Source organism: Methanolapillus millepedarum, from assembly GCF_032594115.1.
Lineage (GTDB): Archaea > Halobacteriota > Methanosarcinia > Methanosarcinales > Methanosarcinaceae > Methanolapillus > Methanolapillus millepedarum.
On record NZ_CP131060.1, the window covers coordinates 1,622,527 to 1,637,212 of the forward strand.

Annotated in this window: 11 protein-coding genes and 1 pseudogene; 6 read left to right on the top strand and 6 right to left on the bottom strand. The window is 42.8% G+C overall.

Annotated features, from left to right (window positions below):
• Positions 1 to 448 precede the first annotated feature (448 nt).
• From eif1A to MsAc7_RS07490, 5 genes are all read left to right on the top strand, one after another.
• Positions 449 to 811, top strand: a complete 363-nt coding sequence (gene eif1A / locus MsAc7_RS07470; RefSeq protein WP_338102288.1) for a translation initiation factor eIF-1A — start codon at positions 449 to 451, stop codon at positions 809 to 811.
• A gap of 145 nt (positions 812 to 956) precedes the next feature.
• On the top strand, positions 957 to 1,811 hold the full coding sequence (locus MsAc7_RS07475; protein WP_338102289.1) for a serine protein kinase RIO: 855 nt from the start codon (positions 957 to 959) through the stop codon (positions 1,809 to 1,811).
• Between the two features lie 51 nt (positions 1,812 to 1,862).
• Entirely contained in the window at positions 1,863 to 2,444 is a 582-nt protein-coding gene (locus MsAc7_RS07480; RefSeq protein WP_338102290.1) for a KH domain-containing protein, read from the top strand.
• Between the two features lie 109 nt (positions 2,445 to 2,553).
• The gene (locus tag MsAc7_RS07485) at positions 2,554 to 2,847 is read left to right on the top strand and encodes a DUF6978 family protein (RefSeq protein ID WP_338102291.1); all 294 of its coding nucleotides are present in this window, start codon (positions 2,554 to 2,556) and stop codon (positions 2,845 to 2,847) included.
• Positions 2,848 to 2,960: 113 nt separating this feature from the next.
• Complete coding sequence (locus MsAc7_RS07490; protein WP_338102292.1) at positions 2,961 to 3,737, top strand: DUF1829 domain-containing protein; 777 nt, start codon at positions 2,961 to 2,963, stop codon at positions 3,735 to 3,737.
• Between the two features lie 27 nt (positions 3,738 to 3,764).
• On the opposite strand, the gene MsAc7_RS07495 is transcribed toward MsAc7_RS07490, so the two are convergent.
• The 5 genes from MsAc7_RS07495 to MsAc7_RS07515 all read right to left on the bottom strand — a co-directional run bounded on the left by MsAc7_RS07495 (position 3,765) and on the right by MsAc7_RS07515 (position 9,991).
• Positions 3,765 to 5,267 carry a dihydroorotase gene (locus MsAc7_RS07495; RefSeq protein ID WP_338102293.1) on the bottom strand — a complete coding sequence of 501 codons (1,503 nt, stop codon included), beginning with the start codon at positions 5,265 to 5,267 and terminating at the stop codon, positions 3,765 to 3,767.
• A 62-nt stretch (positions 5,268 to 5,329) separates the two neighbouring features.
• On the bottom strand, positions 5,330 to 7,099 hold the full coding sequence (locus MsAc7_RS07500; protein WP_338102294.1) for a ribosome biogenesis/translation initiation ATPase RLI: 1,770 nt from the start codon (positions 7,097 to 7,099) through the stop codon (positions 5,330 to 5,332).
• Between the two features lie 145 nt (positions 7,100 to 7,244).
• Positions 7,245 to 7,667 carry an EMC6-like membrane protein gene (locus MsAc7_RS07505; protein WP_338102295.1) on the bottom strand — a complete coding sequence of 141 codons (423 nt, stop codon included), beginning with the start codon at positions 7,665 to 7,667 and terminating at the stop codon, positions 7,245 to 7,247.
• A gap of 135 nt (positions 7,668 to 7,802) precedes the next feature.
• On the bottom strand, positions 7,803 to 8,975 hold the full coding sequence (locus MsAc7_RS07510; RefSeq protein ID WP_338102296.1) for an MBL fold metallo-hydrolase: 1,173 nt from the start codon (positions 8,973 to 8,975) through the stop codon (positions 7,803 to 7,805).
• Positions 8,976 to 9,211: 236 nt separating this feature from the next.
• The gene (locus MsAc7_RS07515) at positions 9,212 to 9,991 is read right to left on the bottom strand and encodes a heparan-alpha-glucosaminide N-acetyltransferase (protein ID WP_338102297.1); all 780 of its coding nucleotides are present in this window, start codon (positions 9,989 to 9,991) and stop codon (positions 9,212 to 9,214) included.
• A gap of 291 nt (positions 9,992 to 10,282) precedes the next feature.
• On the opposite strand from MsAc7_RS07515, the pseudogene MsAc7_RS07520 reads away from it, so the two are divergent.
• Positions 10,283 to 11,083: pseudogene (locus tag MsAc7_RS07520) on the top strand (C15orf41 family protein).
• An 11-nt stretch (positions 11,084 to 11,094) separates the two neighbouring features.
• Here the strand turns inward: MsAc7_RS07520 and MsAc7_RS07525 are convergent.
• Positions 11,095 to 14,679: an AAA family ATPase gene (locus MsAc7_RS07525; protein ID WP_338102298.1), complete on the bottom strand. Its 3,585-nt coding sequence runs from the start codon at positions 14,677 to 14,679 to the stop codon at positions 11,095 to 11,097.
• Between the last annotated feature and the right edge of the window lie 7 nt (positions 14,680 to 14,686).

Here is a 14,686-nt window from a genome sequence, read left to right on the forward strand (position 1 = left end):
CTTTTAGCATCCTTTTTGAATGCCTGTTGAGCGGAGCATAACAAGACATATTTTGTATATAAAGGTTTTGAGCGTTTTGTTTTTGTATTTTTTAATATTCATTTATGTTTAATAATACACGAAGAAACAAAAACGAATTGCCGTTTTTTATAATTTGAAATTTAATTTTCAATATTAACGTTTCACCGGTCTTGAATATTTACATTCGTGATTTATATTCACGATGGTGTGTTCATTACACAGTGGTTTTATGAAAAATTTAAAAAGAATAAGTCCTTTAAAATATGAAAAGGCAAAACCAAAAAGGCTTAAACATACACAACCTTTAAACAGAGGAACACTGTTATTAGCACAAAAAATTTAAAACATGGGTATGCAAATCATTAAAAACAATGTTGAGCTAACATCATAAAATTATAATTTTTTAAAGATTAAAGATAGGTAAAATATGACAGCAAGTAATTCAGGGCGTGGCTCAAACTCAAGCGCCAACAGAACTGTAAAAAAAGGAGCACCGGCGCCGGAAGCTGATCAAGTCATTCGCGTCCGAATTCCGAGAAAAGAAGACCGTGAAGTATTGGCTATTGTTGAAAGCCTCCTTGGAGCGAACCACCTTAAATTAAGATGTATGGACGGTGTCGTTCGCATGGGAAGAATTCCGGGGTCCATGAAAAAGAAAATCTGGATTCATGAAGGTGATGTCGTTATTGCTGTTCCTTGGGATTTCCAAGACGAAAAAGCCGATATTATTTGGAAATACACCCGGCCGCAAGTGGACTGGCTGGACAAAAAAGGTTTCCTTCGAACATAAATTGGTTTAACAAGACCTTTTAGTTCTTTATTCTTTATTTTTTTAATTTTAACCATGACCTTCGAAACTGACCAACGGTGATGTTCTAACCGTTTCGTCATTTCTTTTTTTCAATCGCAAGAGTTGAATTGAAACGGGTGATTGAGTGAGCGAAAAAAGAATCGAAAAACAAATGCGAAAAATCGAAGACAAGCGAGATAAAAACCGGACTTTTAAGAAAGATTCATCCTTTTTAAAAGCCGAAGAGAATGTCTTTGACGTTCCGACTCTGAAATTGCTCTACACGCTCGCCAACAAAGGATATATTACTGAAATGGGCGGATCAATCAGTACCGGAAAAGAAGCCAACGTTTTTTACGCCACCGGAAACGAAGGCGAAGTCGCCGTCAAAATTTACCGGCTGACATCCGGTACATTCAAAGCAATGGACCCGTACATCCTCAAAGACCCGCGTTTTTCAAACATCCGCCACAGCCGAAAAGATATCGTTTTCGCCTGGACGCAAAAAGAAGCCCAAAATCTTCTTCGAATCCGAAAAGCGGGCGTTCGGGCGCCCCGTCCGATCGTCAATGACCGAAATGTTTTGGTGATGGAATTTATGGGGAAAGACAAGATTCCTTTTCCGCTTCTCAAAGATACGCCGCTGGATGACGCTGACGCTCAAAACCTCTTTGACCAAATTATTGAAGGCATGCGGCGGCTCTATGTTCGCGCGCATTTGGTTCATTCCGATTTAAGCGAGTACAATATTCTTGTCGATGTCGAAAAGATGGAAGCCGTCATCATCGATGTCGGGCAAGCGGTCACACTTGACCATCCGAACGTTCGTGAATTCATGGCAAGAGATATTGAAAACATTCTTCGTTTCTTTAAAAAATACGGTATTAAAGAAGATAAAAAAATAATTTCAGACCGCGTCAAAGAAAGAAATGAAACGGATGAACTCTTTGAAAAAGAGCTTGAAGAAATTGATGAAACGGATTCAAAAGACATATCTTAAAATAAATCTATCAAATTATCAAATCACCAAATCATTTACAGGAAGATTAAAATGACACAATTTATTAAAGTTCCCAAAGAAAGAGTCGCCGTCATCATCGGTCCCGGCGGCAGCACAAAAAAACAAATTGAAGACGCTGCCAAAGTAGTTATGGAGATTGATGGCGAAGATGGACGAATTGAAATCAAGTCGGAAGAAGACGTCATCTTATCCATGCGCGCGATGGAAGTCATCAAAGCCATCGCCCGTGGGTTTTCGCCGGAAAAAGCGCTTGAGTTGTTCAACGATGATTTCCTGATGCTGGACGTCATTGATTTGTCGGAAGCGGCCAGCACGCCCAAAGAACTTGCCCGCCTGAAAGGCAGAATTATCGGCCGGGAGGGAAAAACCCGTGAAATCGCGGAGCGGCTGATCAATGTGAAACTCTCTGTCTACGGAAAAACTGTCAGCGTTATCGGGTATCCTGAGCAAACCACCATCATCCGGACAGCCATCGATATGCTGGTTAACGGCGTCAACCACGGAACCGTTTACAGTTTCCTGGAAAAGAAGCATGACGATCTGATCCGTTCGCAAATGGATTCCATTGAATACATTGATGTGAATGCTGAAAATGAGTTTGATGATGAATAAATATAATTAATCAAAATGTAAAAAATTATAAATAGATTGTCCGTTTTTTTTATTTATGGATGAAGTTGTTGAAACCATTAATGATTTAGATGTTGAACGGTTATAGAAAATGAACAAAAAAACATCTGATAAATCTAATTCAAAAGAGAATGAATTCCCACAGAACGGTAAAAGGTTTTCAATTGATTTAGAGTCTCTTGATGGATCAGAGAAGTTTATTTTAGACATTAATAGAGGTAACATTAATTCCTTGAAAATAACATATCAAACTCGGTGGGGCAATTCTATTCCTCTTGTCCGTGTTGATTTGAATGGTCCGCCGCATAAAAATCCGGATGGAGTAATTTTAAATTGCCCGCATGTTCACATATTTAAAGAAAAATACAGAGATCAATGGGCTTAGCCGTTGCCTTCGGAGTATTTTAAAAATCCGGATAATATCTTAAGAACATTTGATGATTTCATGAATTATTGCCATATAATAGTAAAACCGAAAATGAATACAGGGTTGATGGGATGGCAACAGTAAAAGAAGAAGTAGAAAAACTCATGTTAGGATATTATAGTTGGTTGAAGGAAGAAACAACCTTTAAAGAAATAGATAATTATTGGGTGGAAGTGACAACTCCGTTTTTAGATTCACACAACGATTATTTGCAAATATATGTAAAAAAGGAAGGAGATAAATACAAAATAACGGATGATGGATACATCATCGATGATTTGAAAAGTATGGGTGTATCTTTGGAGACTAAAAACAGAAAAAAATTAATGGAGGCCACTTTAAACGGCTTTGGTGTCCAAAACATTGGACGTGAAATTACTGTTGTCGCTACAAATGAAAATTTTCCCCAGAAAAAACATGATATAATTCAGGCGATGATTTCCGTTAACGATTTGTTCTATACTTCGACTCAAAATATCACTAATTTATTCATTGAAGAAATTGTCATGTGGCTTGACCAATCGGATGTCAGGTATGTCCCAAACATTCATTTCACGGGAAAAAGCAAATACAGTTATAGATTTGATTTTGCTATTCCTAAATCGAAAAAATATCCGGAGAGGATACTTAAAGCGGTTAACAATCCTTCAAAAGACCTCATCAAATCTCTTCTTTTTGAATGGGAAGATACAAAAGAAACAAGACCAACAGGGTCAAAATTATATCCGATATTGAATGACATGGATATAAAAATTCCGGCTCCAACGTTGGAAGCGTTGGAGAGTTATGAAATTGAACCAATTATTTGGTCAAAAAAAGGTGAATATATTGAAATGCTGACGGCATGATTTTGAATCAAATCAACCTCTTCTTCTTCATTCCTCTTCTTCATTTTCAATATCATTCTCATCGACAAGTTCCCGGTCGTCCACACCGTCAAAATCATCCGCGCCCGGTTTTAATCCTTTTCCCGGCAAGAACCGGCCGCATCCTTTTTTGGCAATGATTTGGCTGCCGTCCCATACCACGTCCCCACGTGACAACGTCATCGTCGGGAAAATGCCTTCCATGCCTTCGTAAGGCGTCCATTCGCATCGGGAATGCAAGTTTTTGGCTTTGATGATGCGCACATCTTTCGGGTCAAAAAGAACAATGTCCGCGTCAAATCCCTGTTTTAAAAATCCTTTTCCGAGCCGCTCCAAATCAAAAATGCGGGCCGGATTCCGGCTGGTGACTTCAACCATCCGCTCAAGTGTCAGCATATTTTTCCGAACGGCCGCCAACATCAACGGCATTAACGTTTCAACGCCGGGAACACCGGAAGGCGCTGCCTTAATCGTTGTTTCTTTTTCATAAACCCGGTGCGGCGCATGGTCCGACGCGACGGCGTTCACAAGTCCCGTTCGAAGCGCCGTCATCATATATTCCGCACTTTTCGGATCGCGCAGCGGCGGGTTCATTTTACCGAACGTCTTTAACCGTCCGCAATCTTTGGTGGACAAAAACAAGTGGTGCGGCGTCACTTCACAAGTGATTCGCCGGGAGATTTGATAATCGCTTGATTTTTCTTTTTGATCTTTGTTTTTATTCTTTTCAGCCATTTGATTTTGTTTTTCTTGAAGGTTTTTTCGAGCCGTTTCAATTAAAGCCACCGCTTCCGGGGTGCTTGTGTGACAAAAATGAATGTTTGCGGGCGCCTTTTCGGATTCGTTGATCCGGAGGCAATTTCGGACGGCGATTTCCTCGCATTCGTTCGGACGAATCCGGGAATGAACATCGTCGGAATTATCGTGAAGAAGAAGCGCCTCATTTTGAAGGCGAAGGGCGTCGTCCTCGGCGTGAATCGCGGCAACGGCTTCCATTTGTCCGATTTTTGACAACGCGCTGCCCAGCGTTTGATTATTGATATTCAGGCCGCCGGTTGATTCCGCCATGAAAATCTCACCAAAACAGTTGACGCCAAGCGCCCAGAGTTCACTTAATTTTTCCAGATTATTGGTGACGCCGCCATTGATTCCAAAATCAATGACCGATCTTTTCTTGGCCTGTTTCAATTTTAAATAAAATCCGGATTTATCCACAACCGGCGGAAGCGTATTCGGATGTTCCAAAACGGTTGTGATTCCGCCGGCAGCTGCCGAACAGGATCCGGTGTACCAATTCTCTTTGTAGGTCATTCCCGGGTCCCGGAAATGAACGTGGGCGTCGATGCCGGCCGGAATGGCGACGGCATTTTTTCCGTCAATGACTTCATCGTATTCGGAAATTCGGAATTCTTTGGAAATTCCGATCACTTTTCCGTTTTCGATGAGGATTTCGGCGGGCGCCAACGCGCCATCCGCAAGCAAACGAATGTTTTTAATGAGAACGTCTGGCATAATCTGATGAAAGTTTTCAAATGTATTATAATTTTGTATTGTTTTTCAAAAAAATGAACGGGTTATTCGCCCGTATAATAATATTCTCCCTTCTCCTTTTGTTCGCGGTCAAGACGAGAATCATAATTATTCACACGCGGGCGTTTTGTTTCCTCATCGCGCCTGAACGTGATGTCCAAATTCGACAGGAATTTGTTCATGCCTTTTTTCATGGTTGTCGGGGCGTTGGCAATACCGTTTTTCGACGGTTCACCTTCAAAAACAATCAATCTTTGGCTGATCATATCAATCATATAAATGTCGTGATCGACCACCATTGCCGTTTTACTGTTGCTTTCCGCAAACCGCGTGATGACTTTTGTCACAATCGCGCGCTGTTCGACGTCTAAGTGGGCGCTCGGCTCGTCCAATATGTAAAAATCAGCGTTTCGGCTCAAACAGGCGGCAATCGCAACCCGCTGAAGTTCGCCGCCGCTTAAATCGGTGAGCAAGCTGTCATAAAGCGTTGCCAATTGAAGCGGACGGGCAATTTCCACTTCATAGAAACTGGTTCCGAAATTATCGGCAATGTCCATCAAAAAGTCCCGAACCCGAATCGGCGTATCTGCTTTGATGTATTGCGGTTTGTATGATATTTTCACGTCAATGCCGACTTCTCCGGCATCCGGCTCAATTTCGCCGGCCAAAATCTTCACAAAAGTGGATTTCCCGGTTCCGTTCGGACCGACAATTCCTAAAACTTCGCCTTCTTTGATGCTGCCGCCTTTGGCTTCCAGTGAAAAGACGTTTTCAAAGGACTTGGAGAAGGAATCGTAAGACAAAATTGTTTTAATATCCGGGCCTTCAACCGGCGGATGCGTTTCAAACCGGATGGCTTCATCGCGGATACGCATATTTTCTTCCGGCAGGTAGCCTTTAATATATTGGTTGATACCGATGCGAACGGTTTTCGGAAGCGTGATCACACCGTAACCGGCAGCTTGCCCGTACGCGACATGAACGGTGTCGGCCAGCATATCTAAAATCGCCAAATCGTGTTCGACGACCAAAACAGATTTTCCTTTTTCTTTCGCCATTTCCTGAATCAGGCGAGCGGCGTTAATCCGTTGGTAAATGTCCAGATACGGGCTGATTTCGTCAAAGAAATAAAAATCGGCGTCTTTTGCCGCGCAGGCCGCAATCGCCACTTTTTGGAGTTCGCCGCCGCTGAGCGCTTTGATGTCGCGGTTGAGAATGTCGGCCATATCCAGTCGTTTGACCAAATAGTCCAAATCGCCGCCTGTATTGGCTTTTTCCAAAAGATCAATGGTTTTTCCTTTAAATGCTTTCGGAATTAAGTCCACGTATTGCGGTTTTTGAGAAACCCGCAGTTGTCCCGATGCCGCCAATTTGAAGTAATCGTAAAGCGCTGTTCCGGCGTAATGTTTCAAAACCGTGTCCCAATCCGTTTTCTTTTCACCGAAATTCGGAATGAGCGTTCCTGATAAAATTTGAACCGATGTCGATTTACCGATTCCGTTCGGACCCAAAATACCGGTCACTTTTCCTTTTTGCGGTACCGGGAGCCCGAAAAGCGTAAAACCGTTTTGACCATACCGGTGGGTCGGATGCTCCAAAGACTCCGGAAGGCCGATAATCATAATCGCGCCGAATTGGCATTTTTTGACGCAAATGCCGCAGCCGGCACAGAGTTCTTCCGAAATAACCGCTTTCCCGTCGTCGCCGAATAAAATCGTTTCATCTCCGGTCCGGACGCGCGGACAATATTTGTAGCATTCCTGACTGCATTGGCGCGGCTGACATTTATCTTTATTTAAAACTGCTATTCTCATAATCGTTTCCCAAAAGCAAATTATTTCCGTTTTTCGTCCGTCCGTTTCAAGCAGGCCGGCATCAAAAATTTCATTTCAAATCTATCCGGTTCAATTAAGGTCAATTAAAAAAGGATCGGCTTTGCTGACACAAAGCCGGCGCTTCTCATAAAAAGCTGGCGTTTAAAAGAATGGTCCAAGTCACCAGACAGAAAATCAAAACGAGGAACTGAATACCGATCCATTCTTTGCTTGAAATGGAACTGACATCCAGTTTTGCCACCGGAAACACCAACCGTCTTTGAATATAATATGTAACGGCAAGGAGCGGAACCAATACCAACAGCCAAAACACATCTTCCCCGGTTCCGAAAGCAACATAGCAAATCACACCGCAAACAATTCCGAAAATGGTTGCGCTCATTGTTTTGATCAAATTTTCGATGTAAATGCGTTTCTTTTCTTCGGGTGTTTTTTCAGGTTTTCCGGAAGTTGTTTTTGGTGCGTCCGGCTTGCCGGCGACTTGCTCCGCCTCGACATATTCGGGCTTACCTTGTTCTTCCTTTTTTACCGCGTCTCTTTTTGCCATTCTTTATGTTCTCCGAGAATGAATTATAATCCGTAAGTTAATCGCCGAAATCGGGTCATTCGAAAAATATGAAATTAATTCTGAAAAATTGCAATGATTGAGCAGATACAACAAAAGAAAGACTTATAAATGTTTTCAAACGGCTTGGCTTTTTATTTCCATCTCTTCTATGATTTCAGCGTATTGATTTTGAGATGATTGAGAGTTTTCCGCGGTTTTGGTTGGGACATTGTTTTGTTTTTCGTTGCCGACGATGTTTTTGATCTCCTGAAGAGACATGGCTGAAAAACCGTTTTTTTTCAGATGCTTCGCAAACTTTTTCGTGCGCGGACTGTTGTTCGGATGGTAGACAACCGTGATTTTCGGATGGAGCGCTTTGACCATTTGCGTCAGTCCGTTTACATCCAAATGGTCGCTGAGGCGGATATTTTGAAACGGGTAGTCCGTCCGGCAGGTCAACACATACTTTTGCGTCCGGATTTCCATTTCGGAAAGCACATGCGGCGGGACAATAAATATGCCGTTTTCCGACGTTTCAAAAGTCGAAATCTTTTCTTCCGTCCTCGATATCTCACAGCTTTCGGACAGGAGAACCAATTTGCCGGCCCCTTTTAAAAATTGTTCCGTGAGCCGGAGTGATTTTTCGTTCATCGAAATCGGTCCGTTGTATCCGAGTTCCCGGATAATCGACACCGCCTTTTGCGCTTTTCCGAATTCGTAAGCGCCAAAAGCAACCGAATTTTTGCCGATGTTGGACAAAATTGCTTCTTCAATACCTTTTATATCGTCCGAGAAGTAGCAGCCGAAATCTTCCGGGTCGCCATAACTGGCTTCCGTAATCAAAACGTCGCAAGGCGGAAGACAGGAAGCATCTTTGACGTCGCCGGTGACTAAAATTCGGGTCCCTATTTCATTCTCCCAGTAAAAAGCCGTGGCACCGGCCGTATGAAAGACCGGAAACGTTTGAACAAGAACCCCGCCAATCGAAAAACTTTTCCCAAGATCGAACGTATTTCCGCGATATTCTTTTTCGTACCGGATTTCAAGCGCTTTTGCCGTTTCGGCTGAACACCAAGCCTGTTCGGACAGCATGGCCGATTTGCCGTAATGATCGGAATGCGCATGCGTAATCAGATAAGCGTCCGGTTGAAGGTGAGGCGACGCGGAACGGGTGGTATCTACCGCAAAAGTCATCACATTTCCGCAGACGGATTTAAATCGGATCAACAGATGAGGCTTGATGCCGCCGGATTCGTTTTGCCGGCGAAACACCACCACGCCCATTTCTGCCAACTCTTTTGAATACATATTTTCCGTCCGTAAAATTTTGAGCAAACTTAAATTAAAACTTAAATTAAAACTAAAAATTAAACATAAAAACTCAACTTAAATCAGATATTCATTTCGATTTCGAAAATATCAATATCAATTTCTGAACAAATAGTCACGGATACCTTTTAAACGTTTTTAATTCGGCAAAACCGTAAGGCTTATGAATATACGACAAAAATGTTTTCATTTTTCTCTTTTAAAGTCAACCGGCATCAAAAGCCCAATTGGATGATTCCGAAAAGCCAAAGCAGCAGGAGAATAACCGGCTGGTGGATTAAGTAAATGACTAAAGAATGTTGGCCGAGTATGGAAAACGGACTTAAAAGTCGTGGCATCCTTTCGGGAACCGAAAACTTTCGAACGCCGTTTGGATACAACCAAAATCCAAGGGCAATTCCGATGAGAATGACGCCAAACCAAGGAATGAGCGGTTCATAATCCAAGAATGAAAATCCGGGCGGACAGATGCCGAGCGGTATCAAGTAAGGCGGGCCGGAAATCCGCCGGACGACCGGTCCGAGAAGCAAAAGAATCAACCCGAAAACCAGCGGAGCCCATGCGTTTTTTGAGGATGTTGATCCCGATTTGGTGTGTCCGGCTAAAAACGGGATGGCCAGAATTGTGGAAATGCCGATTAAATGCAAAATTCCGAAGACAATAAAACCGTCATGCGGATAGATCCACGTCGCCAACGTAATCAAAAGACCGAGCGCAAATATTTTCAGTCCGCGGCGGGTTAGTTTTTTGGCCAGAACCTTGTCATCCGGGACGGCGGCTGCGGAAAAAACGAGCGACACGCCGGCGATTAAAACAAACAAATCCGTAATCGGAAATCCGTAAAATTGCTGCGGCCAAAACCAGGACGGCAGAGAATAAACACCGAAATAATCCAAATCATAAAGAAAATGATAGATAACCATTAAAATGACGGCAAAACCGCGCAAGACATCGATTTCATAAAACCGGCCGGGCTTTGATAAAACGGTCCGCATCTGACTGCTCCTGGTATAAAACTAAATAATGAAATAAATCATAAAACCGGACAAAACGAATAAAATCCAAATGAATACTTTCAGAAATATAATGATAATCTCAAAATTAATATAAATAACCATTTTTGATTTCCGGATTTTGGTCAAATAAAATTAAATAATATCAACTATTTCACAATCCGAAAGAAATAACATTTTCAAAACTTTATCATTTGACGGCTTTATTATTTTTAGACATTCTATCACGCATTTGTTTTCAATGCCGTGATATTTGAAACGGACGACGGCATTATGGATTCGGCTCTTTACAAAACATGCTATGACACACTTAAAAGCCATGACGACGTCATCGCCCTCTCCAATAAATACGGCATTCCGATTGGTGTTTTATCGACGATTTTAAACCAAAAAGTGGTTCAAACAGTTAAGAAATCATATCATTTGTTGGCGAAAAAAGAATCGGAAATCGTGCATGATTGGGTTTCCGGCGTTTCCTTTTTGGAGCTGGCCAAAAAGCACAAATATCCGCCGACGCTCATTGCCACGGTCATTTTAAGAAAAATCGGCTACAACAAAAAGGAAGTTGCGGCGCTTTATAAGAACCCGAAAGAAGCTCAAAATGCCCGGATCCGAAAAGAACTCTCAGAAGCGCTTAACGCCGATTACTATTTTTCCCCGCGCGCGCATAAAATGCAGGAAATCAAAGGCAAAGCCGGCGAAGAAATTATTTCTCTTTGGCTGAAACTGAAAAACAGCGAATTTCTGTCCGAAAATGAAATTCGTGCCAACGGTCCCGGAAAAACGCCGGATTTTGTCCTCAAACAGCCGATTTGTATTTCAGACCACTAGATTCACTGGGTTGAAAGCAAAGCGCTTTTTGGCGGTATTGTGGAACATAAGCATTATGAAAAAAACCAGTTCTCGGAATACACCCGTCTTTACGGCAGCGGTCTTGTTGTCTATTGGTTCGGTTTCCTGGCCGAAATCTTGGAAGATCAATCGGACGGATACTTGATTGTGGACGCCTCTCTTTTTAAAGAGGAATTGGGCGCGCGGGTTGAGTATTTGTTGAATTTTGCCATTCACTGGTAACAGCCGGCCGGTTACGTGTTTGCCAATTCCGACGCGTTTGTCAATGAATCTTTTTCGATGCGGAAGTTTTGATCGGCGGAACCGATGAGCGATTCGTCATGTGAAACGACAATGATTTGTCCGACGCCGTCTTCTTTCATCCGATCGATCAGTTTGATCAGTTGTCCCACGTGCCCGCTGTCTAAAAAGACGGTCGGTTCATCAAAGATAAGCGGTGGAAGCGCTGTTTTTCCACGGTTGTCTTCCCCAAATCCGAGAGAAAGAAGCCGGTAAATCGCGCACCGAAGCGCTAAATTGAAAATTGCGCGTTCGCCGCCGCTGAGCTGCTTGGGTTCCAAAACAGACCCGTCTTTTTCGTAGACTTTTAAATTGTAATCAGCGTCCAGCTCCAGATGAGAGTACGCGTTGTTTGAATAAATAAATTCAAACATATCGTTGAGTAAAATATCAAGCGCCTCAATGTTTCGGGAACGCATATCGGCCCGGATTTTCAAATACATGTCTTCGAGAGCCGTCACGTCTTCAAGAACGAGCGCCAAAAACCCGATTTTGTTGCGGAGAATTTTCGCGTCGTCTTCGAGTTGATGCAGTTGCTTGATTTCGCTTTGCAACATTCCGATTTGTTCCGTCAGCGTCGACTTGTGCGCTTCCCACTCTTTTATTTGACCGGATATTTCCAATTCTTTTCTTTTATTTTCAGTTCTTTTTTCTTCAAGCGTCGCGCCCTCAAAGCTTTTTAACGCGTTCATATTTAATGACAGCCGGTTGATTTTATCCGTTTTTTCGGCCATTTGACGCCGGTATTGAACAACCGTTCCGTCCAAATGCTTTATTTTATCCGAAAGCGCCGATAATTCTAATTTTGCTTTTTCTTCTTCGCCGGATATTAACGCCAAAAGTTCGGCTTTTTTGAGAAGATCCGCCTTTTGAGTGAACGCCTTCTCTTTGATCTGTTTTTCTGCCCGGGTTTTTTCTTCGTTTTCGGTCATCTTCGTTTGGGCTTGGTTTTGAGATTCAATCGCCGAAGCTAAGTCCGAGACTGATTTTTCAAGTTCACCTTTTCGATTTTCCGACTCTTCTTTTAATTTTTTCAAATTTTCCAAAGACATATAATTTCGAAGAATGCCGTTTGCCGTGTCGGCGAACATTTTCTTTTTCGCAGTCAGCTGTCCGGCCTTGGCGGTTCTTTTCGCGGATTCGCCTTTCAAAATAAGAAGGCGGCGGTTCAGCGCTTCCAAGTCTTTTTGCCGGGTTTCGCAAAAGATTTTGTTTTCCATCCTCTGAGCTGCTTTTTCAGTCCGCTTCTTTTCGTTTTCAATCAGGTCCCGCTTGTATTTTTCAATCAGTTCCTTTTTGCCGCTCTCTTCAACCGCTCCTGTTTTCATTTTGGAATTGAGTTCTTCAATTCGGACATCAAGGTCTTTGATTTCCTTTAAAACGGCAAGTTGAGCACGGTTTTTCACTTCGTTTTCTTCAAATTTCAAAAGCGTTGCGGAAATATCGTCCAGCCTTTTCATTTCGGCATCCGTTGCGTAGGCATGGGTGTGCTGAGTTGTTCCGGCATCCGACGGGTTTTGCTGAGGAACAACCTGTCCGCAAGTCGGGCATTTTCCGGACTTGAACAGTTCTTCTTTTTTGAGCCACTCCTTTTCGATTCCGGTCTTTTCGGCGGAAAGTTTGGCTTTTTCGGCAACAATTTCTTCCTGCTTTTTCACCGCGAAATCATATGTTTTTTCCACGTCCGCCGGTTCGATTTGCATGAAATCCAAATGCGCTTTTGAAACTGTTTCGAGAAACGCCGGGCATAATTTGATTTTCACGTTTCTCTTATTTTGGCTTTCCGAGAGAACGAAATGAAAGTCCGATCGGGATTTTACAATCGTTCCCGCTGCTTTTGTTTCAGTCTGAAGGTCCGATTCTATTCTTTCGCGCTCAATTTCCAGTTCCCGGATGTCCTTTTCCGCTTCTTCTCTCCGTTTTTTCTTTTCCTCCAGTTCTCCCGATATTTGAGCAATCTCCATCTCCGGCTCATTTTGCCGTCTTTCGTCTTCTTTTAATTTTTGAAGAATAAATGTTTCCAGCCGTTCAATGTCGGACATTAAGTTTTTCCAAAGTTCCGCGTCGGACGGAATCGGAAGGTCTTCGGCTTTGACCAGGCTGAAACAAAATGACATGTCTTCAAAAGGTCCGATCGAAATGGGTTTGCATTCCGTGTCCGACGTTGACCCGGGTTCGATTACCGCGTCGAAATTCATGTCCTGTTCGGAAGACTCCGAATTGTTTTTGTTTTCCAAGACAGGATCTGTTCCGGCCATGATCATTGATTTTTTGAAATCTTCCAAAATGTCTTCAAAGAACACCAAAAATTCGTCTTTTTGAATTTGCGCGTCTGAAAATCCGGATTCAACTTCCCGGTTCATTTTTTCAATGTCTTTTTCCTGATTTTTCAATTTTGACAAGACAGTGGCAAGAATTTCTTCCGCTTTCTTTTTCTCATTTTCTTTTTCAGCCGTTTGTTTTTTCAGCGTTTCTTTTTCCGCCATCATCAGTTCCAGTGCCTTTGAAACATGATGCAACTGGTCATTTGCCGCCTTCTCATCCGTTTTGAATTTGGAAACCAGCGCCGGAATATTGTTGATCAACTCTTCTGTTTCTTCATTTCCGCACAAATCGGTGATTTCATTTTTAACCGTCCGGCTGTCGTTTCGAAGTTCTGCGATTCTTTTTTCTTTTGACGAGATGTTTTCAACCGTTTCTTCTTTGTCAACGATAATTTGCCGGTGTTCGTTTTCCAAAACCGTCTTTTCTTTTGAAAGCGTTTCAAGTTCTTTTTCGCTTTCTTTCAATTCTTTCATTTTCGTATCCAAAAGAGCGCTTTCTTTTCCAACGGCTTCTTTTTGCTCCCGAAGTTCGGAAACGGCGGCGTTGATGTCTTCCAATGTTTTTTTGCGGTCATTGACCAAGCCGAACAGATTTTTTTCTTTCATGTCCGCTGCTTTCTTTTGAATTTCCTTTTGCCGATCTCCTTCTTGGCGGAGGACACGGTTGACGGCTGTTTTTGACATGTTTGTCCGTTCACGATATTCTTCCAATTTTCCCAATTGGAGAAGGTCGTCAATCATCTGTTGACGCTCTTTGGGCTTAGCGTTAATGAGCGCGTCCACATCGCCCTGCCGGATGTAAGCGCAATTTTGGAAATTTTTCTCATCCATGTTGAGGAGTTCGCAAAGTGCCGCATATGTTTTTTTGGCTTGTTCCGCAACGATTTCCCCGTTTTTGTAAAGAATAGATTTTGTATTTCCGGCGGCACCCGATTTTTGAACTTTGAATTGCTGCTCGATTCGGTAATCGGCGCCTTTATGTTCAAACTCAAGAGCGATTTCCGCAACCGTACTGCCCTTTCGAATCATGTCCGGAATCGCCAAACTTGTCCCAAAAAGGGCGCCGGCTCCAAATAAACCGATAAAGCACGCCTCAAGGATGCTGGACTTTCCGCTGCCGTTGACGCCTGAAATGACCGTGACGCCGTCTTTAAAATCAATGTCCAGATGCTTATAACTGCGGATATTTTCCACATGCAACGATTTGAATTTCATGCTAATC

What these genes read in the sequence shown, in the direction of transcription:
- eif1A (WP_338102288.1), top strand. Translation starts at nt 449, where the DNA reads ATGACAGCAAGTAATTCAGGGCGTGGCTCAAACTCAAGCGCCAACAGA.
- MsAc7_RS07480 (WP_338102290.1), top strand. Translation starts at nt 1,863, where the DNA reads ATGACACAATTTATTAAAGTTCCCAAAGAAAGAGTCGCCGTCATCATC.
- MsAc7_RS07485 (WP_338102291.1), top strand. Translation starts at nt 2,554, where the DNA reads ATGAACAAAAAAACATCTGATAAATCTAATTCAAAAGAGAATGAATTC.
- MsAc7_RS07490 (WP_338102292.1), top strand. Translation starts at nt 2,961, where the DNA reads ATGGCAACAGTAAAAGAAGAAGTAGAAAAACTCATGTTAGGATATTAT.
- MsAc7_RS07495 (WP_338102293.1), bottom strand. Translation starts at nt 5,267, where the DNA reads ATGCCAGACGTTCTCATTAAAAACATTCGTTTGCTTGCGGATGGCGCG.
- MsAc7_RS07500 (WP_338102294.1), bottom strand. Translation starts at nt 7,099, where the DNA reads ATGAGAATAGCAGTTTTAAATAAAGATAAATGTCAGCCGCGCCAATGC.
- MsAc7_RS07505 (WP_338102295.1), bottom strand. Translation starts at nt 7,667, where the DNA reads ATGGCAAAAAGAGACGCGGTAAAAAAGGAAGAACAAGGTAAGCCCGAA.
- MsAc7_RS07510 (WP_338102296.1), bottom strand. Translation starts at nt 8,975, where the DNA reads ATGTATTCAAAAGAGTTGGCAGAAATGGGCGTGGTGGTGTTTCGCCGG.
- MsAc7_RS07515 (WP_338102297.1), bottom strand. Translation starts at nt 9,991, where the DNA reads ATGCGGACCGTTTTATCAAAGCCCGGCCGGTTTTATGAAATCGATGTC.
- MsAc7_RS07525 (WP_338102298.1), bottom strand. Translation starts at nt 14,679, where the DNA reads ATGAAATTCAAATCGTTGCATGTGGAAAATATCCGCAGTTATAAGCAT.